Below are 16,601 nucleotides of genomic sequence, written 5' to 3'. Positions count from 1 at the left end.
TTAGAAAGGAGTGACCACTGTGATTACGAAACAAGACAAAAATCAAGTTCGTAAGAAACGTCATGCACGTGTTCGTACAAAAATCACGGGTACTACTGAACGTCCTCGTTTAAATGTATTCCGTTCTAACAAACATATTTACGCACAACTGATCGATGATTCACAAGGTGTAACAATCGTAAGTGCGTCTACTATGGATAAAGACTTTAATGGTACAGCTGGAAATGTTGAAGCTGCTACATTAATCGGTGAAACAATCGCAAAACGCGCTGTTGAAAAGAACATTAAATCTGTTGTATTCGACCGTGGCGGTTACTTATATCATGGACGTGTTAAAGCGTTAGCTGAAGCTGCACGTGAAAACGGCTTAGAATTTTAAGAAGAAGGAGGGACATATTTCATGCGTGGTATTGACCCAAACAAACTTGAACTTGAAGAACGCGTAGTAACGATTAACCGTGTTGCTAAAGTTGTAAAAGGTGGACGTCGTTTCCGTTTTACTGCATTAGTAGTAGTTGGAGATAAAGACGGACATGTTGGATTTGGTACTGGTAAAGCTCAAGAGGTTCCAGATGCAATCCGTAAAGCAGTTGAAGATGCGAAGAAAAACTTAGTAGAAGTACCAAGAGTTGGAGGAACTACTCCTCACCAAATTATTGGACGCTTCGGTGCTGGATCTGTTCTAGTTAAACCAGCTGCACCTGGTACAGGAGTTATCGCTGGTGGACCGGTTCGTGCGGTTCTAGAATTAGCAGGTATCACAGACATTCTTTCTAAATCACTTGGTTCTAACACACCTATTAACATGGTTCGTGCTACAATCCAAGGTTTAACAGAACTAAAACGTGCTGAGGACGTTGCTAAATTACGTGGTAAATCAGTAGAAGAACTGTTAGGATAAGGGGGGAAATTGACAATGGCAACTAAATTAGAAATCACCCTTACTAAAAGCTTGATTGGTACAAAACCAAATCAACGCAAAACAGCTGAAGCCCTTGGACTACGTAAATTACACCAAACTGTTGAGCATCAAGACAATGCTGCTATCCGTGGGATGGTTGGCAAAGTAGCTCACTTGGTAACACTTAAAGAAATTTAAGGTATATCTTAATAATAAGGAGGTGCCACCAAATGAAACTTCATGAGTTAAAACCAGCAGAAGGATCTCGTTCTACGCGTAACCGTGTAGGTCGTGGTACCGGTTCTGGTAATGGTAAAACTGCAGGTAAAGGTCATAAAGGTCAAAACGCTCGTTCAGGCGGAGGAGTTCGTCCTGGATTTGAGGGCGGTCAGAACCCATTATTCCGTCGTTTACCAAAACGTGGATTTACGAACATCAATCGTAAAGAGTTTGCAATTGTGAACCTTGACACATTAAATCGTTTCGAAGAAGGCACAGAAGTAACACCTGCATTATTGATTGAAACAGGTGTTGTGAGCAGTGAAAAGTCTGGTATTAAGATTCTAGGTAATGGAACTCTTGATAAGAAGTTAACAGTAAAAGCTCATAAATTCTCTGCTTCAGCTAAAGAAGCAATTGAGAATGCTGGCGGACAAACTGAGGTGGTTTAATGTTTCAGACGATCTCCAACTTTATGCGTGTGAGAGATATTCGAAATAAAATCATTTTTACTTTATTGATGTTGATCGTCTTTCGTATAGGAACATTCGTTCCTGTACCTTACGTCGATGCAAATGTATTGAAGCAAACAGATCAATTAGGTTTAATTGGTTTCTTAAATACATTTGGTGGTGGAGCACTTGCTAACTTTTCTATTTTAGCAATGGGTATCATGCCATACATCACAGCATCCATTATCGTACAATTGTTACAAATGGATGTTGTACCGAAGTTTACGGAGTGGGCTAAGCAAGGAGAAGTTGGAAGACGTAAACTTGCTCAATTCACTCGTTACTTCACTATTGTGTTAGCTTTTATTCAAGCAATTGCTATGTCATATGGTTTTAACCGTATGTATGGCGGTTCTTTAATAAGAGAAGAAGGCATCTTAAATTACGTTGTAATTGCAATTGTATTAACTGCAGGAACTGCATTTTTAATGTGGTTAGGAGAACAGATTACATCAAAAGGTGTTGGTAATGGTATTTCTATCATTATCTTCGCTGGGATCGTAGCTGCTATTCCAAATGCGATGAACCAAGTGTATGCACAATTTATTGAGGGTGCTGGAGAAGCACTATTTATCAATATTGTGATTGTATTATTATTATTACTGGCAATTATTGCTGTTACGGTTGGAGTAATTTATGTTCAACAAGCTTTGCGTAAAATTCCAATCCAATATGCAAAACGTGTTGCTGGCACAGCCCAAACGGGTGGTCAACAAACGCACTTGCCTTTAAAAGTAAATGCTGCGGGAGTAATTCCGGTAATCTTTGCTTCTGCTTTTCTTATGGCACCTCAGTCACTTGTCCTGTTCTTCGGACAGAATAGTACGACTGATTTCATAACAAGAGCATTAGATTATACACAACCTATTGGTATGATTATTTACATTGCTTTAATTGTTGCCTTTACTTACTTCTATGCATTCATTCAAGTGAATCCAGAAAATGTAGCGGACAATTTGAAAAAGCAAGGTGCTTATATTCCGGGGATTCGCCCAGGTATAAACACACAAAGTTATTTGACTAGCGTATTATATCGATTAACTTTTATTGGTTCTATTTTCTTGGCTGTAATTGCAATAATGCCGTTACTATTTGTTAAGTTTGCGGGTCTACCGCAATCAGCGCAAATTGGTGGTACCAGCTTACTTATTGTGGTTGGGGTTGCATTAGAGTCCATGAAGCAATTGGAATCGCAATTAGTTAAACGTCATTATAAAGGCTTTATGAAATAATATGGTTTTTAGGAACGGTTTATGTTCCTAAAAATCTACAAATAGTCCTGAGGGGGTATTTTCGTATGAATATCGTTTTAATGGGTCTGCCAGGTGCTGGTAAAGGTACGCAGGCAGATAAAATTGTTGAGAAGTACGCAATCCCTCATATTTCTACAGGCGATATGTTTCGTGCAGCTATTAAAGATGGCACGGAGCTTGGTTTAAAAGCAAAATCGTTTATGGATCAAGGTGCATTAGTACCGGATGAAGTAACGATAGGTATCGTTCGCGATAGATTAAGTAAACCAGACTGTGAAAAAGGATTCCTACTTGATGGTTTTCCACGTACTGTACCGCAGGCAGAAGCGCTAGATGCTTTACTCACGGATCTTGGAAAATCAATTGAGCATGTGCTTAATATTCAAGTAGAACAAGATGAATTGATCAAACGTCTAACTGGCCGTCGTATTTGTAAAGTATGCGGCACTGCTTATCATTTAGTCTTTAACCCACCTGCTAAGGACGGGGTATGTGACAAAGATGGTGGAGAGCTTTATCAACGTGCGGATGATAATCCGGAAACGGTAACTAACCGTCTGGAAGTAAATATGAAGCAAACACAACCTTTGCTTGACTTTTACGACAACAAAGGTGTTTTAACAAATATAGATGGACAGCAAGATATTACAAAAGTATTTGCTGATCTAGATGCTCTGTTACAGGGCAACCGCATCTAATAGCCCGGTGCCTGTCGCAGACGACTGAATACCCGGGCACTATGCATAAGAACGAAGACGTTTTTTTCGAGAGCTGCAAAAGCATATTGCGCCCGGTATACGAACTGGAAGAATGGAGATGCATCTATAACGAGGACCCCCTAGTCCACGTGCATTTTGACTTCTGAAAGGGTATAATGGGTTTCGTGGAAGCATCTATGTAACGAACGGGTACTATGGAACTCATCCAACACATTCGTGCGAACATGTTGACATGAGGGAGACGGGTTTCTACCAGTCAGTCTACTCCGTGGATTGCAAAAAGCGAAACCTTACGAGTGTCTTTCGAACATCTCTCATGATTTCCAAACATATGCTTGAAACGAATAGTTTCGTTCCGTTAGAGGCTATACTAAAAGCAAATTACGTTTGAGTTTTGATGAGAACCTGATTTGTATATAGAAGGGAGACAGGGTTGATGGCGAAAGATGATGTAATTGAAGTCGAAGGAACAGTTGTTGAGACTTTGCCAAACGCGATGTTTAAGGTAGAATTAGAAAACGGTCATACGATACTTGCGCATGTATCGGGTAAAATTCGTATGCACTTTATCCGCATTTTACCTGGAGATAAAGTCACAATTGAACTTTCTCCTTACGATTTAACTCGCGGTCGTATCACGTACCGTTTTAAATAATCTTTTGCACTCCGGACTACTAAGGAGGTTGGGTTAGATGAAAGTGAGACCATCTGTGAAGCCGATCTGCGAAAAATGTAAAGTAATTCGCCGACGCGGTAAAGTAATGGTAATCTGTGAAAATCCTAAACACAAACAAAGACAAGGATAATTAGAAGGAGGTGCACGACACATATGGCACGTATTGCTGGTGTTGACATTCCACGCGACAAACGCGTTGTTATTGCATTAACATACATTTTCGGAATTGGTAAAACTACTGCACAAAAAGTACTAGTTGAAGCTGGTATTTCTGAATCGACACGAGTTCGTGATCTTACAGAAGACGAGTTAAACAAAATCCGTGAACAAATCGGTGTATACAAAGTAGAAGGTGACCTTCGTCGTGAAGTATCACTTAACATTAAACGTTTGATGGAAATCGGATCTTTCCGTGGTATCCGTCACCGTCGCGGCTTACCTGTACGCGGACAAAATACGAAGAACAATGCACGTACTCGTAAAGGTCCACGTAAAACAGTCGCTAACAAGAAAAAATAATCGGTAAAGGAGGTTTCTTCTTAACATGGCACGTAAACAACAAACACGTAAGCGTCGTGTGAAAAAGAATATCGAATCCGGTATTGCTCACATTCGCTCAACATTTAATAACACAATTGTGACTATCACAGACATGCAAGGTAATGCACTTTCTTGGTCAAGTGCTGGAGCTCTTGGATTCAGAGGTTCTCGTAAATCTACTCCATTCGCTGCACAAATGGCTGCAGAAACAGCTGCAAAAACTTCTATGGAACATGGTCTTAAAACTTTAGAAGTAACTGTTAAAGGTCCTGGTGCTGGACGTGAAGCGGCTATCCGCGCACTTCAAGCTGCAGGTCTAGAAGTTACAGCTATTAAAGACGTAACACCAGTACCACATAATGGTTGTCGTCCACCAAAACGTCGTCGCGTGTAAAAGGTGCTACTCAAATTGTTTGAGAACATCATTTATTGTACAGACTGAGGTTGTTCAAACAAGCAACCAGTTATACGATCGAATTCATGATGGAAAGAACCTATACATTCGATGTTTTGAGGGAGGGTAAATTGGAATGATCGAAATTGAAAAACCAAAGATTGAAAGTGTAGAAATCAGCGAAAATACCAAGTTTGGTAAATTTGTTGTAGAACCGCTAGAACGTGGCTATGGAAATACTTTGGGAAATTCTTTACGTCGTATCCTTCTGTCTTCTTTACCAGGAGCTGCAGTAACTTCTATTCAGATTGATGGCGTTTTACACGAGTTTTCAACTATTGAAGGCGTAGTGGAAGATGTTGCATCTATTATTATGAATGTGAAAAAGCTAGCTTTAAAAATCTACTCTGATGAAGAAAAAGTCATTGAGATTGATGTAAAAGGAGAGGGAACGATAACAGCTGCTGACATTACACATGACAGTGATGTTGAGATATTAAATCCAGAACTCTATATTGCAACAATCGGCAAAAATGGTCATTTCCGTATGCGTATGTACGCAGGTCGAGGCCGTGGCTACACTCCTGCTGATCAAAACAAACGTGAGGATCTTCCTATCGGCGTAATCCCGATCGACTCTATTTATACTCCAGTTTCACGCGTTAATTTTCAAGTGGAGAATACTCGTGTTGGGCAATCGTCTAACTACGATAAACTAACTCTTGATGTGTGGACAGATGGCAGCACCGGTCCTAAAGAGGCGATTTCGCTTGGAGCAAAAATCTTAACAGAGCACTTGAATATTTTCGTAGGGATGACAGACGAGGCACAAACTGCTGAAATCATGGTCGAAAAAGAAGAAGATCAAAAAGAGAAAGTATTAGAGATGACTATCGAAGAGCTTGATCTTTCTGTTCGTTCTTATAATTGTTTAAAACGCGCAGGTATTAATACAGTACTTGAGCTTGCAAACAAATCAGAAGATGACATGATGAAAGTAAGAAACCTAGGACGTAAATCCTTAGAAGAAGTAAGAGCGAAGTTAGATGAGCTTGGCTTAGGATTACGTAAAGAAGACTAAGCGATTTTTGATATAGCTAGATTTGAACTATTCACCAAAGGAGGGAAACATCCATGGGTTACAGAAAACTTGGACGTACAAGTTCTCAACGTAAAGCGATGTTACGTGACTTAACAACAGACTTAATCATTAACGAGCGTATTCAAACTACTGAAGCACGCGCGAAGGAATTACGTTCTGTCGTTGAAAAAATGATCACTTTAGGTAAACGCGGAGATTTGCATGCACGTCGTTTAGCTGCATCTTACATTCGTCGTGAAGTAGCAACTTCTACTGACGAAGAAGGTAATGAAACAGATGTGTTTGCATTACAAAAGTTGTTTGATGATGTAGCACCACGTTACGCAGATCGTCAAGGCGGTTATACTCGTATTATGAAAGTTGGACCTCGTCGCGGAGACGGAGCACCAGTTGTAGTAATTGAGTTAGTTTAATTTAATTTATTCTACAAATTGAAGAGGGCAATTGGTGTATCCTACCACCCTCTTCTTTTTTCAAACAGATTTATACGACATTATAAAAGCAGAGTGTTACGATGAGCGGACTTAAACATTAAGTTGCGTCTCGTCTAGCTCTACGCACCTCATTTTCGGATTGGTCTTGAGCACCCAATCTTGAAATAAGTTATAGAAGAGCGCATTTCTCTAAATGAGGTGCGCGCTTTTTTAATTTGTCGTAATATAGTGTAAAGCGTATTAGTTTAGCTGAGACGAGCAAGAGGAGGTAAAGGATGAAACGAGAAATTATTTCTTTACAAGAAGTAACTTTTACATATACAGAAGAAGATGAAAACATACGACCTGCAGTAAATAGCGTATCATATACAGTTTACGAAGGAGAATGGGTTGCGATTGTCGGTCATAATGGGTCCGGAAAATCGACGCTTGCACGTTTAATGAATGGTCTTCTATTTCCTCAGACGGGAAAAGTACGAGTTTTTGGAGAGCCGTTAGATGAACAAAGCTTATGGGATACACGCTCACAAATGGGAATGGTTTTTCAAAATCCGGATAACCAGTTTGTAGGGGCAACTGTGCAAGATGATGTTGCGTTTGCTTTAGAAAATAACGGGATCCCTTTTGAGGAAATGGTAGAACGAGTAAAACGTTCTTTACTAAAAGTGAAAATGAGCGATTTTATGAATAGTGAGCCGCATCATTTATCTGGTGGGCAAAAACAACGTGTTGCGATTGCGGGTGCTATCGCTTTACAGCCCAAAATATTATTGCTAGATGAGGCGACCTCTATGTTAGACCCACAAGGAAGAGATGAAGTGCTTTCAACGGTACAACAGCTTAGAGCAGAGACAGATTTGACCGTTATTTCTATTACACATGACTTGGAAGAAGCATTGCTTGCTGATCGGGTCATTATGATGAATCAAGGGACCAAATATGCAGAAGGAAAGCCTGAAGAGATTTTCCAACGTGGACAGGAGTTAGTCGATTTAGGATTAGATCTTCCTTTTGCGATGAACGTTTCTAGATTATTAAAGAAACAAGGAATTACATTAGTAGCAGAACATATGTCAGAAGAAGAATTGGTGAATGATTTATGGACATCACACTTCAACAAGTAAGTTACGCCTATGCGAAAAATACACCATTTGAAAAAAGAGCACTCTATGATGTAGATTTACATATCCCTTCTGGGTCGTATCAAGCGATTATTGGGCATACTGGTTCAGGTAAGTCAACGGTTTTACAGCATTTGAATGCATTATTAAAACCGACGGAAGGTTCGATTAAAATTGGGGATGTAGAAGTAAAGGCGGAGAAGAAAAATAAGCAACTTAGAAAAGTTAGACAAAAAGTAGGGATAGTATTTCAATTTCCTGAACATCAATTATTTGATGAAACAGTGTTAAAAGATATTATGTTTGGTCCGATGAATTTTGGCGTGTCGGAAGAAGAAGCAAAACGCCGTGCAATTGAGCTAGTAAACTTACTGGGCTTACCGAACGAGGTATTAGAAAAGTCACCCTTTGATTTATCTGGAGGGCAAATGAGACGTGTTGCCATTGCAGGGGTTCTTGCGATGAATCCAGAGGTGTTAGTCTTAGATGAACCAACAGCAGGTTTAGATCCAAGAGGGCGAAAAGAAATAATGGATTTGTTTTATCACTTGCACAAAGAAAAAGGGTTAACGACGGTTCTTGTGACACATAGTATGGAGGACGCCGCAAGATATGCGGATCGGATTGCTATTATGCATGATGGTAAATGTGTATTAGCTGGAACACCGCAAGATATTTTTACGGATGAAGTTCGTTTGATGGATTATCGTTTAGAACTTCCTCAAAGCATTAAGTTTCAGAAAAAGGTAGAACAGATGATGGAGAAGAAGCTACCTGTACTTTGTTTGACGGAAGAGATGTTAGCAGAGGAACTTGCGCAATTTTTGAAGAAGGAGCGTGAGTTGTAATGCTAGAGAAAATGATATTTGGTCGATTTATACCTGGAGATTCGTTTATTCATAGGTTAGATGCACGTGCAAAATTGATCTTTGTATTTTTGTTTATTGCGGTAGTGTTTATCGCAAATAACTGGATTACTTATGCAATTTTAGTTGTGTTTACATTTTTGATCATCCGAATGTCTAGAATTAGGCTTTATTTTTTGATCAACGGGTTGAAGCCGGTCGTCATTTTAATCATATTTACTTTTTTATTGCATTTGTTTTTTACACGAGAAGGTGCAGTTATATTTGAGTGGAAATTTTTAAAGATATACGAGGAAGGTTTACGTCAAGGGATATTCATTTCCATCCGCTTTTTTGTCCTTGTTATTTTGACGTCTATTTTAACGCTCACAACGACCCCTATTTCGATTACAGATGCATTGGAGACATTATTGAACCCATTAAAGAAATGGAAGCTTCCTGTGCATGAATTAGCGCTTATGATGTCCATTTCGTTAAGATTTATCCCAACTTTGATGGATGAAACGGATAAAATTATGAAGGCGCAAATGGCGAGAGGCTCGGATATGACAACGGGTAGTATGAAAGAAAGAATGAATGCGATCGTACCGTTACTAATTCCTTTGTTTGTTAGTGCATTTAAAAGGGCCGAAGATTTGGCGACTGCTATGGAGGTGCGCGGCTATAAAGGCGGGGAAGGAAGAACGAGATATCGTAAACTAGAATGGGCAACAAAAGATACGGTAATCATCGTTACTCTCCTCATACTAGCGGTCGTTCTTATTTATTTTAGATCGTAATCGGAGGTGTATGTCATGCGGCTACGGGCAATTATTAGTTATGATGGAAGTGCGTTTTCGGGCTATCAAGTGCAGCCGGGAAAACGAACCGTTCAGTTGGAGTTAGAAAGAGTATTACAGACAATGCACAAAGGGTCTATTGTAAAAGTGGTTGCTAGTGGGAGAACGGATGCTGGTGTACATGCAACAGGACAAGTTATCCATTTCGATAGTGAGCTTAGATTGCCGATGGATCGCTGGAGAACGGCTTTAAATGTACAACTACCAGGAGATATTCGGGTGTTATTAGTGGAACAAGTGCAGAATGACTTTCATGCAAGATATAATGCAGTTGGAAAAACGTATCGTTATATTTGGTCATTGAATGAAGTGCATAGTCCATTTGAACGCAACTATAGCGTGCATGCAAATCGTTACAAGCCGGATATTAAGAGGATGAAAGAGGCATCTATTCATTTGCTAGGGACCCACGATTTTTCAAGTTTCTGTGCATCTAACACGAGTGTGAAGGACTTCGTGAGAACAATCCATTCGATTCGTTTGGAAGTAGATAAAGAGATGAATCAGCTTCAAATGGAGATTAGCGGGAATGGATTTTTATATAATATGGTTCGAATTATCGCAGGAACTTTGTGGGAAATTGGAATCGGGAAAAAAAGTGTAGAGGACTTGCCTGAAATCTTGCAATCATGCAACCGAAAAAATGCGGGGAAAACGGCGCCAGCACACGGTTTGTACTTAGAAAAAGTAGTGTATCCACAATGAAGCAACCTTTCCAGGTGTTTTTCATAAAATGCTTGACTAAATGACGCATTCGGGGTAAGATGATGTATGGTATTTTCATTAACCCCACAATATAAGCCCCGAAACTTATTGGTATGAGGATATAGAAAATTATAGATCGATTATGATTGAATTAGGAGGACAAAATACATGCGTACAACATTCATGGCTAAAGGTCACGAAGTAGAACGTAAATGGTTAGTAGTAGACGCTGAAGGCCAAACTCTTGGTCGTCTAGCTTCAGAAGTTGCAGCTATTTTACGTGGTAAAAACAAACCAACATTCACACCAAACGTTGATACAGGTGATCACGTGATCATTATCAATGCAGAAAAAATTCATTTAACTGGGAACAAGTTAAATGATAAAATTTACTACCGTCACACACAATTTGCTGGTGGACTTAAACAACGTACTGCTTTAGAAATGCGTACTAAGTACCCAACGAAAATGATCGAATTAGCGATCAAAGGAATGCTTCCTAAAAACACTTTAGGACGTCAAATGTTTTCTAAACTAAACGTTTACGCTGGAGCAGAGCATCCACATGCAGCACAAAAACCAGAAGCATATGAGCTTCGCGGATAATAACTAAGAGGAGGACATACACTTGGCACAAGTTCAATATATCGGCACTGGTCGCCGTAAAAGTTCAGTAGCACGCGTACGTTTAGTACCAGGCGAAGGAAAAATCGTTATTAACAAACGTGACGTAGAAGATTACGTACCATACGAAACTTTACGTGAAGTTATTAAACAACCATTAGTAACTACTCAAACTTTAGGTAGCTATGATGTACACGTAAACGTAAACGGTGGAGGATTCACAGGTCAAGCAGGAGCAATCCGTCACGGTATTGCACGTGCACTACTTACAGTAGACCCTGATTTCCGTTCAGCATTAAAATCAGCTGGATTCTTAACACGTGACCCACGTATGAAAGAACGTAAAAAACCAGGACTTAAAGGCGCTCGTCGTGCACCTCAGTTCTCAAAACGTTAATCTATCAATGGTCAAGGCACTCTCCAATATTTTTGGAGGGTGCTTTTTTATTTGGTTTTTGACTTTTTGACCACCGTTTGACCATCCGATTTTTTCTTTTCACCACTTTGCATATAATCGACCAATAAATTTGGAGTCTGTCCGGTTTCTTCTTTCGTAAGATGCGTATAGATATTCATGGTTGTTTCTAATCTCGCGTGACCTAATCGCATTTGTACTTTTTTCATTTCTTCACCAGCAGCAAACAACATCGATGCATGTGTATGGCGTAGACCGTGCACTTTAATTTCTCTCAGGTTGAACTTCTTACATAACGCTTCCAAACGTTCATTCACATAAGCAACTCTCATTGGTCGAAAATCATCTCTTACAAAAATAAACTTTTCTTTCACTTGAATATTTTCTGCAAGTCTACGTTTTCTATTTTCACGGACCAACTGTTTCAATGTGTCAAACGTCTCCTGATCTACATCCACTTTACGACGCGAATTCTTCGTTTTAGGCTTTAGAAGGGTGTGTACACCTTTTTCATAGTATAAGGTCTTAGAAACGCTTATTTCGTTTGTAGCGTCATTTAAATCGCTCTCCATGAGAGATGCAAGCTCTCCTTTTCTTAATCCGCTATAAAGTAGAGTTCGATAAATTGCATATTCTTTCAACGTGCCGTGTTCTTTCAGCAGATCCAAAAATGTATTTATTTCGTCACGTTCCCAGAACCCATCAAAATCTTTATCATCTTCATCATTTGCAACCACATTGATAGGTATAACTGTGTTTTTAAAGGGCGAGTCTTTGATATACTCATTCTGAATTGCATATTCGAATACTAACTTCGCTTGGATGACAAGATCCTTAAAAGTAGTGATTTTGGACGCTGTATAGTCAATGAAATCTTGACATATCTTTTTATCGATCTCCCCGATAATGTAATCTCCGAAATGAGGAAGAATCCATTTATTAAACTTCGTCTTTTTTTGTTTCATAGTTGGTGGTTTTAGCACTCTTTCTTGTTCCTTGTATAATTCCTCATATACTTCTCTATAAAGTTTATTGGAGTTTTGTAGCGTATTTGCAATCTTATTTTCATCCGCTAACTTCTTAGCAGCAATCTTAGCTTGACCTTGTGTTTTAAATCCACGACGGGTAGTAGGATACTTTTCTTTTGTGCCTGGGTCTTGAAGAACAATTTTAAATAGCCATAGTTGTCCTTTTTTGGTCTCGTATTTCTGATATGATGCCATTATGTTTTCACCTCCTTTCAAAATAAAACATATGTTCTTTAAACTGTGTTAAAAAAGCCCTTTACATTTCAACATTGCAATTTCTGTTGGGACGCTATGTAAAGAAGCAATTTTGGATATTGTTGAATGGGTACATTTAAATAACGATTCATCAGATATTAATAGTTCAGCAGCAAAGATATTTGCTTCAACCTCTATACGATCTACTGATAACAATGTATTTTTCCTCATAAATGTTGTATTGGCTCGTGGATGAAGAACTGCATGCCCTAATTCGTGAGCACATACAATACGTTGCATTTCTTCTGATAAATTATTATTAATGACAATATATTTAGTACGTCGATCATATTTGTAAAACCCATTTATTTCTTCATGAAGATCCCAAAATAGAACTTCGATCTTAAGAAGACTTGCAACTTCAAATGGGTTTGAAGTAGTGTGCTTGGCATGTAGTTCTTCTACGATGTCCTTTATCCAGCGCATTTAAATCCCTCAAATCACATTAATCTGTGTCTCTATACTTTTTAGGTATATATTTTTTGTTGATTCTTTGAGTTTGCCGGAAAATATGCTCCATTGCTTCTGTTAAAGATTCTTTCGCTTCCTCGCTCATTGGTTCACCATCAAATGCTAAACCGTCACTATTTTCTATTTCTTCCCTGAATGCTTCGAGCCGTTTAGCAATGTCTTTTTCATCTTTTGAAAAAGCGTTTCTTGTATTACTTTCACCTAAGATATAAGCGACACTAACGTCGTATAGCTCAGCAAGAACTTGTACACTACTAATTGAAATTTCATTTCGTCCTTGTTCATAATATCCATAAGCACTCTCAGAGATATTTAGAGTTTTAGCAACATGTGCTTGTGTAAATTTAAATTCTTTCCTTAATTCCCTTAATCTTTGTGGAACGGTAGGCATCATAAATCCCCCTAAATTTCAAAGTTACATTGAATTATACAACTAATAGTTGGGTTATTAAAATAAATATTACATAAAACAATAAAAAGTCGGAAATAATATTGACATCCAACTTTTTGTTGGGTAATATTAAGACAACAAGAAGTTGGGGGGTGCAACATTGGAATTAAATTCACGCAGAGAGAAATTGATTGACCTACGTAAAGAAAAAGGATGGTTACAAAAAGATGTTGTTAAAAATCTTAACGCAGAGTATGACCTTAAAATTTCAGAGAGTTATTACGGTATGATTGAACAAGGAGTTAGGACTCCAGCTTTAAACGTGGCGTTAGCAATATCTTCACTTTTTGAAACCAATCCTACGGATATTTTTTTTGATAACTAACACAACAAAATGTTGTTTTTCAGTAAAAAATCAACTATAAGTTGCAGGAGGAAGATATATGCAAACACCATTGTTACAAGAACTAGATGAACAGTACATGATTCAAAAATTTGAGTTGTTGATTAAACAAGCCTATCAAAAGGGTGTAGAGGATGGACAAACAAAGTTTACTTATCCTCCAGTCCTAACTAAAGATCATCTGGCTGAGATTCTGCAAATCAAGAAACCAACAGTAGATAAATTAATTAAAGACTTTTCATTTCCTCGTTTGCAGACGATACAAGCACGTTACCCAAGAGATGCAGTTTTTGCTTGGATAGAAAATAATACTGCTGTGCTGGATAAGTATCTAGCTTAATCTTACTGAATTTATCTGTATCAAAAAATAGCTGTTTTGCTACAAAAGGGAGAATAAAAAATGGTAGTAAAAAATGCGGTTAACGTAGGAGACGCTGTTTCTCGTTTAATGGAGACGGAAGAACTAACCGGCGATCAACTTGCAATCGACTTAAATATTAGCAGGCAATTAGGAAATCACATGAAAAATGATAGAAGAAAGATGCAGCAAGACATCGCAAAAGAATCGATCCAAACGTATGACAATCCAGAATACATTCATGATGTTTTGTACGAATTTAGTGAGGGTTATACTTCACCGGTCTTCCGAGGTCATAGCATCGAACAACATCGTCTATCAATTGGATCTTATACGATACAAGAATTGCAAGAAGCGATAGGGAAAATGAAGGAAGTCAGTTTAGCGAAACCACCTTCAATTATTTCGAAAGAAGAATTGCAAGAAATTAAATCACTTATGGAAGAGCTCCTAGATGGCAAAGTATTCATCGATAATATGTTGATTCAACTACAAAAAGATTATGGGATTTCTATAAAGGATTGTATTGGAGGGCTAATGCCTAGGTGGGTTGCCAAAGGGTGGATGGCTTTAACAAATAAAAAAGCTGATTAACTCGGACAAGTTAACCAGCGCTTTGTAAAATATCTAACTTGATTATAGCACATAAATCGTGAACATTCGACAAAATAAAATCTGATGGAGTGATATTGATGAAAAAACTACCTGTTGCAAAGCACTTAACTGACGGTGAATATAAACTACTTCTGTCTGTTTATGCAAAGCATAATTCTAGCATGGGATTGGAAAAGAGAAAGGATTATACCGCGTCCGATATCGTCAAAGTTGAACGGAACGCTAAGGAACAATGCTTGCATGTGCATTATAAAAATGGCGATTGGTGGCATTATTCGAACGATGGCACTTGGTATTAGACTAATTTGACGTAGAGTTTGGCTCTCGTCAAGAAGTCCATAAGTTGTTTGATCCCCCTTCACTTATGGATTTCTTGATGTGATTCAACCATCAGAAAGAAGGTGAGATAACTTGGAAAAACATATTTTCACATTTGGCAGTGCTCATCCTTTTTGGAATAAGTATGTAGTAATTGAAGCCAAAACTGCAGAGAAAGCTAGGGAAGAAATGTTCAGATGCTTCGGTAAGGCTTGGTCGATGCAGTACACGTTAAAAGAATTTGAACAAGCAAAGTCAGAAGGCTTTTTTCGTAACTTAGAATCATTGCCGACAATAAGGTGTGAGTCAAAATGACGTAAGCCTGTCGAGGGAGGAATATAAGTGCAATTACAAGCAATAGAACAAAACGGGATGAGGGTGTTAACGACTGGACAACTAGCAGATTCGTTTGGCGTGAATCCTAAAATCATCAATCGTAATTTTCAACGAAACCAAGAACATTTCCAGAAAGACAAACATTATTTTTCTCTTACTGGTGATGATTTAAAACAATTTAAAGCCATGCGTCAAGAAGACGTGAGCCTTAAATTCGTATCTGTTTTGTATTTATGGACAGAGCAAGGCGCATGGTTGCACGCAAAATCTTTAAACAACGAAAAGGCTAGAGAAGCGTATAGCGCGCTAGTTGAAGGCTACTACAATCTGACAGAGAAAATTAAGTCTCCTGATTCGTTAATAGCTATGCAGAATCAAAAGATTGTAGAACTTGAATCTAAATTAGAACAAACAAAAAAGAGGGTGTTAGCAATCGAAACAAATATGCAAGAGCAAATCACTTTAGATTCTGGAGAACAACGTCGTTTACAAAAAGCTGTAGGTGAAAGAGCCTTCAAACTTGAGAAAGATGCTTCTAAACGAAGTGCAGTATTTAGTGCAATTTATAGAGCTATCAGGGAACGGTTTGCGGTTAAATCTTACCGTGATGTAAAACGACACCAACTTCAAGATGCAATAAAATTCGTGGACAAGTGGGTGAATCAATAATGCACAAAGTTTCTGGAGATTTATTAGCAGAAATGATGAGCGAACAATCGTGTATTGAAGATTGTTTAGAACAAATGAAAATTCATATGAGAAAAGGTAATTATGATTTAGCAGACGATCGCTGTCGTGATGTACAAAGGTCATTTAGGAGACTGGAGAATATAAAAAGAAAGATGGAGAGGAGAAATAAAGTAATTGAATTTAATCAACGTGGCGTTTCAGTAGAGGTGGTGAAACGACGTGTTCAGTAGTCCAGAACAAGTGATGGTAGCGGTAGTCACATTAGCAATGGCCATTTATATAGGGATTTTGTGGAGAGAGTTTACAGGTGAAACGAAAAAAACTGACCAGCTCGGCAAAGCGGATCAGCAAGTTACAAAATACTATTAACTTAATTATCTCTGAAATAAATATTTTAGTCAAGAAGAGGGAGAAAA

29 protein-coding genes are annotated in these 16,601 nt (G+C 38.4%); 26 read left to right on the top strand and 3 right to left on the bottom strand.

The window, feature by feature from the left end:
* Positions 1-19: 19 nt before the first annotated feature.
* The 18 genes from rplR (at position 20) to rpsI (ending at position 11,302) form a co-directional block, all read left to right on the top strand.
* On the top strand, positions 20-379 hold the full coding sequence (rplR, locus tag ACIP9W_RS16620) for a 50S ribosomal protein L18 (RefSeq protein ID WP_142538200.1): 360 nt from the start codon (positions 20-22) through the stop codon (positions 377-379).
* Positions 380-400: 21 nt separating this feature from the next.
* Positions 401-901 (top strand): 30S ribosomal protein S5, encoded by a 501-nt coding sequence (rpsE, locus tag ACIP9W_RS16615; protein ID WP_093274720.1) that lies wholly within the window; start codon positions 401-403, stop codon positions 899-901.
* A gap of 15 nt (positions 902-916) precedes the next feature.
* Positions 917-1,099 carry a 50S ribosomal protein L30 gene (rpmD, locus tag ACIP9W_RS16610; protein WP_142538201.1) on the top strand — a complete coding sequence of 61 codons (183 nt, stop codon included), beginning with the start codon at positions 917-919 and terminating at the stop codon, positions 1,097-1,099.
* Between the two features lie 32 nt (positions 1,100-1,131).
* Positions 1,132-1,572 carry a 50S ribosomal protein L15 gene (gene rplO, locus ACIP9W_RS16605; protein ID WP_142538202.1) on the top strand — a complete coding sequence of 147 codons (441 nt, stop codon included), beginning with the start codon at positions 1,132-1,134 and terminating at the stop codon, positions 1,570-1,572.
* Positions 1,572-2,864, top strand: a complete 1,293-nt coding sequence (gene secY, locus ACIP9W_RS16600; RefSeq protein WP_400791626.1) for a preprotein translocase subunit SecY — start codon at positions 1,572-1,574, stop codon at positions 2,862-2,864. Before rplO ends, secY begins: the two co-directional genes overlap by 1 nt.
* Before the next feature lie 65 nt (positions 2,865-2,929).
* Entirely contained in the window at positions 2,930-3,583 is a 654-nt protein-coding gene (locus ACIP9W_RS16595) for an adenylate kinase (RefSeq protein ID WP_400791623.1), read from the top strand.
* 457 nt (positions 3,584-4,040) lie between these two features.
* Positions 4,041-4,259, top strand: coding sequence for a translation initiation factor IF-1 (gene infA / locus ACIP9W_RS16590; RefSeq protein WP_016429904.1), 219 nt, complete (start codon positions 4,041-4,043; stop codon positions 4,257-4,259).
* A 37-nt stretch (positions 4,260-4,296) separates the two neighbouring features.
* On the top strand, positions 4,297-4,410 hold the full coding sequence (gene rpmJ / locus ACIP9W_RS16585) for a 50S ribosomal protein L36 (protein WP_003247619.1): 114 nt from the start codon (positions 4,297-4,299) through the stop codon (positions 4,408-4,410).
* 23 nt (positions 4,411-4,433) lie between these two features.
* Entirely contained in the window at positions 4,434-4,799 is a 366-nt protein-coding gene (rpsM, locus tag ACIP9W_RS16580; protein WP_093274701.1) for a 30S ribosomal protein S13, read from the top strand.
* A 25-nt stretch (positions 4,800-4,824) separates the two neighbouring features.
* Positions 4,825-5,214 carry a 30S ribosomal protein S11 gene (gene rpsK / locus ACIP9W_RS16575; protein ID WP_053591340.1) on the top strand — a complete coding sequence of 130 codons (390 nt, stop codon included), beginning with the start codon at positions 4,825-4,827 and terminating at the stop codon, positions 5,212-5,214.
* Positions 5,215-5,350: 136 nt separating this feature from the next.
* Entirely contained in the window at positions 5,351-6,295 is a 945-nt protein-coding gene (locus ACIP9W_RS16570; RefSeq protein ID WP_142538206.1) for a DNA-directed RNA polymerase subunit alpha, read from the top strand.
* Between the two features lie 53 nt (positions 6,296-6,348).
* Entirely contained in the window at positions 6,349-6,729 is a 381-nt protein-coding gene (rplQ, locus tag ACIP9W_RS16565) for a 50S ribosomal protein L17 (protein WP_282241518.1), read from the top strand.
* A 296-nt stretch (positions 6,730-7,025) separates the two neighbouring features.
* The gene (locus ACIP9W_RS16560) at positions 7,026-7,874 is read left to right on the top strand and encodes an energy-coupling factor ABC transporter ATP-binding protein (RefSeq protein ID WP_400791612.1); all 849 of its coding nucleotides are present in this window, start codon (positions 7,026-7,028) and stop codon (positions 7,872-7,874) included.
* Complete coding sequence (locus ACIP9W_RS16555; protein WP_400791610.1) at positions 7,850-8,719, top strand: energy-coupling factor ABC transporter ATP-binding protein; 870 nt, start codon at positions 7,850-7,852, stop codon at positions 8,717-8,719. Before ACIP9W_RS16560 ends, ACIP9W_RS16555 begins: the two co-directional genes overlap by 25 nt.
* Entirely contained in the window at positions 8,719-9,516 is a 798-nt protein-coding gene (locus tag ACIP9W_RS16550; protein ID WP_282241515.1) for an energy-coupling factor transporter transmembrane component T family protein, read from the top strand. The genes ACIP9W_RS16555 and ACIP9W_RS16550 overlap by 1 nt, the downstream gene beginning before the upstream one ends.
* A gap of 15 nt (positions 9,517-9,531) precedes the next feature.
* Entirely contained in the window at positions 9,532-10,281 is a 750-nt protein-coding gene (gene truA, locus ACIP9W_RS16545; protein ID WP_400791607.1) for a tRNA pseudouridine(38-40) synthase TruA, read from the top strand.
* A gap of 168 nt (positions 10,282-10,449) precedes the next feature.
* The gene (gene rplM, locus ACIP9W_RS16540; RefSeq protein WP_400791605.1) at positions 10,450-10,887 is read left to right on the top strand and encodes a 50S ribosomal protein L13; all 438 of its coding nucleotides are present in this window, start codon (positions 10,450-10,452) and stop codon (positions 10,885-10,887) included.
* 22 nt (positions 10,888-10,909) lie between these two features.
* Positions 10,910-11,302, top strand: a complete 393-nt coding sequence (gene rpsI, locus ACIP9W_RS16535; protein WP_142538213.1) for a 30S ribosomal protein S9 — start codon at positions 10,910-10,912, stop codon at positions 11,300-11,302.
* A gap of 47 nt (positions 11,303-11,349) precedes the next feature.
* Here the strand turns inward: rpsI and ACIP9W_RS16530 are convergent, their stop codons facing one another.
* The 3 genes from ACIP9W_RS16530 to ACIP9W_RS16520 are packed head-to-tail and all read right to left on the bottom strand — an operon-like array spanning position 11,350 to position 13,468.
* On the bottom strand, positions 11,350-12,543 hold the full coding sequence (locus ACIP9W_RS16530; protein ID WP_400791602.1) for a tyrosine-type recombinase/integrase: 1,194 nt from the start codon (positions 12,541-12,543) through the stop codon (positions 11,350-11,352).
* Positions 12,544-12,591: 48 nt separating this feature from the next.
* Positions 12,592-13,029, bottom strand: coding sequence for an ImmA/IrrE family metallo-endopeptidase (locus tag ACIP9W_RS16525; protein ID WP_400791599.1), 438 nt, complete (start codon positions 13,027-13,029; stop codon positions 12,592-12,594).
* A 19-nt stretch (positions 13,030-13,048) separates the two neighbouring features.
* Positions 13,049-13,468, bottom strand: coding sequence for a helix-turn-helix domain-containing protein (locus ACIP9W_RS16520; protein ID WP_400791596.1), 420 nt, complete (start codon positions 13,466-13,468; stop codon positions 13,049-13,051).
* 157 nt (positions 13,469-13,625) lie between these two features.
* Between ACIP9W_RS16520 and ACIP9W_RS16515 the strand changes: the two genes are divergently transcribed.
* The 8 genes from ACIP9W_RS16515 to ACIP9W_RS16480 all read left to right on the top strand — a co-directional run bounded on the left by ACIP9W_RS16515 (position 13,626) and on the right by ACIP9W_RS16480 (position 16,554).
* Positions 13,626-13,850, top strand: coding sequence for a helix-turn-helix transcriptional regulator (locus ACIP9W_RS16515; RefSeq protein ID WP_400791594.1), 225 nt, complete (start codon positions 13,626-13,628; stop codon positions 13,848-13,850).
* Positions 13,851-13,908: 58 nt separating this feature from the next.
* A complete protein-coding gene (locus ACIP9W_RS16510; RefSeq protein WP_400791591.1) occupies positions 13,909-14,208 on the top strand; it encodes a helix-turn-helix transcriptional regulator in 300 nt (99 codons plus the stop codon).
* Between the two features lie 60 nt (positions 14,209-14,268).
* Positions 14,269-14,820, top strand: a complete 552-nt coding sequence (locus ACIP9W_RS16505; protein WP_400791588.1) for an XRE family transcriptional regulator — start codon at positions 14,269-14,271, stop codon at positions 14,818-14,820.
* Between the two features lie 98 nt (positions 14,821-14,918).
* On the top strand, positions 14,919-15,140 hold the full coding sequence (locus ACIP9W_RS16500; RefSeq protein WP_400791587.1) for a hypothetical protein: 222 nt from the start codon (positions 14,919-14,921) through the stop codon (positions 15,138-15,140).
* A 112-nt stretch (positions 15,141-15,252) separates the two neighbouring features.
* Positions 15,253-15,474 (top strand): hypothetical protein, encoded by a 222-nt coding sequence (locus ACIP9W_RS16495; RefSeq protein WP_400791585.1) that lies wholly within the window; start codon positions 15,253-15,255, stop codon positions 15,472-15,474.
* A gap of 27 nt (positions 15,475-15,501) precedes the next feature.
* Entirely contained in the window at positions 15,502-16,164 is a 663-nt protein-coding gene (locus ACIP9W_RS16490; protein ID WP_400791583.1) for an ORF6N domain-containing protein, read from the top strand.
* On the top strand, positions 16,164-16,415 hold the full coding sequence (locus ACIP9W_RS16485) for a hypothetical protein (protein WP_400791581.1): 252 nt from the start codon (positions 16,164-16,166) through the stop codon (positions 16,413-16,415). Before ACIP9W_RS16490 ends, ACIP9W_RS16485 begins: the two co-directional genes overlap by 1 nt.
* On the top strand, positions 16,405-16,554 hold the full coding sequence (locus ACIP9W_RS16480) for a hypothetical protein (RefSeq protein ID WP_400791579.1): 150 nt from the start codon (positions 16,405-16,407) through the stop codon (positions 16,552-16,554). The genes ACIP9W_RS16485 and ACIP9W_RS16480 overlap by 11 nt, the downstream gene beginning before the upstream one ends.
* Positions 16,555-16,601 lie beyond the last annotated feature (47 nt).

The sequence above is a fragment of the Psychrobacillus sp. NPDC093180 genome (assembly GCF_044754065.1).
Classification (GTDB): domain Bacteria; phylum Bacillota; class Bacilli; order Bacillales_A; family Planococcaceae; genus Psychrobacillus.
The sequence above is the reverse complement of the archived record's forward strand: the minus strand, read 5'-3'. Positions and strand labels throughout refer to the sequence as shown.

Bases quoted from the DNA above. Each gene is read 5' to 3' on its own strand.
- rpsE (WP_093274720.1), top strand. From the start codon at position 401: ATGCGTGGTATTGACCCAAACAAACTTGAACTTGAAGAACGCGTAGTA.
- rpmD (WP_142538201.1), top strand. From the start codon at position 917: ATGGCAACTAAATTAGAAATCACCCTTACTAAAAGCTTGATTGGTACA.
- rplO (WP_142538202.1), top strand. From the start codon at position 1,132: ATGAAACTTCATGAGTTAAAACCAGCAGAAGGATCTCGTTCTACGCGT.
- secY (WP_400791626.1), top strand. From the start codon at position 1,572: ATGTTTCAGACGATCTCCAACTTTATGCGTGTGAGAGATATTCGAAAT.
- ACIP9W_RS16595 (WP_400791623.1), top strand. From the start codon at position 2,930: ATGAATATCGTTTTAATGGGTCTGCCAGGTGCTGGTAAAGGTACGCAG.
- infA (WP_016429904.1), top strand. From the start codon at position 4,041: ATGGCGAAAGATGATGTAATTGAAGTCGAAGGAACAGTTGTTGAGACT.
- rpmJ (WP_003247619.1), top strand. From the start codon at position 4,297: ATGAAAGTGAGACCATCTGTGAAGCCGATCTGCGAAAAATGTAAAGTA.
- rpsM (WP_093274701.1), top strand. From the start codon at position 4,434: ATGGCACGTATTGCTGGTGTTGACATTCCACGCGACAAACGCGTTGTT.
- rpsK (WP_053591340.1), top strand. From the start codon at position 4,825: ATGGCACGTAAACAACAAACACGTAAGCGTCGTGTGAAAAAGAATATC.
- ACIP9W_RS16570 (WP_142538206.1), top strand. From the start codon at position 5,351: ATGATCGAAATTGAAAAACCAAAGATTGAAAGTGTAGAAATCAGCGAA.
- rplQ (WP_282241518.1), top strand. From the start codon at position 6,349: ATGGGTTACAGAAAACTTGGACGTACAAGTTCTCAACGTAAAGCGATG.
- ACIP9W_RS16560 (WP_400791612.1), top strand. From the start codon at position 7,026: ATGAAACGAGAAATTATTTCTTTACAAGAAGTAACTTTTACATATACA.
- ACIP9W_RS16555 (WP_400791610.1), top strand. From the start codon at position 7,850: ATGGACATCACACTTCAACAAGTAAGTTACGCCTATGCGAAAAATACA.
- ACIP9W_RS16550 (WP_282241515.1), top strand. From the start codon at position 8,719: ATGCTAGAGAAAATGATATTTGGTCGATTTATACCTGGAGATTCGTTT.
- truA (WP_400791607.1), top strand. From the start codon at position 9,532: ATGCGGCTACGGGCAATTATTAGTTATGATGGAAGTGCGTTTTCGGGC.
- rplM (WP_400791605.1), top strand. From the start codon at position 10,450: ATGCGTACAACATTCATGGCTAAAGGTCACGAAGTAGAACGTAAATGG.
- ACIP9W_RS16530 (WP_400791602.1), bottom strand. From the start codon at position 12,543: ATGGCATCATATCAGAAATACGAGACCAAAAAAGGACAACTATGGCTA.
- ACIP9W_RS16525 (WP_400791599.1), bottom strand. From the start codon at position 13,029: ATGCGCTGGATAAAGGACATCGTAGAAGAACTACATGCCAAGCACACT.
- ACIP9W_RS16520 (WP_400791596.1), bottom strand. From the start codon at position 13,468: ATGATGCCTACCGTTCCACAAAGATTAAGGGAATTAAGGAAAGAATTT.
- ACIP9W_RS16510 (WP_400791591.1), top strand. From the start codon at position 13,909: ATGCAAACACCATTGTTACAAGAACTAGATGAACAGTACATGATTCAA.
- ACIP9W_RS16505 (WP_400791588.1), top strand. From the start codon at position 14,269: ATGGTAGTAAAAAATGCGGTTAACGTAGGAGACGCTGTTTCTCGTTTA.
- ACIP9W_RS16500 (WP_400791587.1), top strand. From the start codon at position 14,919: ATGAAAAAACTACCTGTTGCAAAGCACTTAACTGACGGTGAATATAAA.
- ACIP9W_RS16485 (WP_400791581.1), top strand. From the start codon at position 16,164: ATGCACAAAGTTTCTGGAGATTTATTAGCAGAAATGATGAGCGAACAA.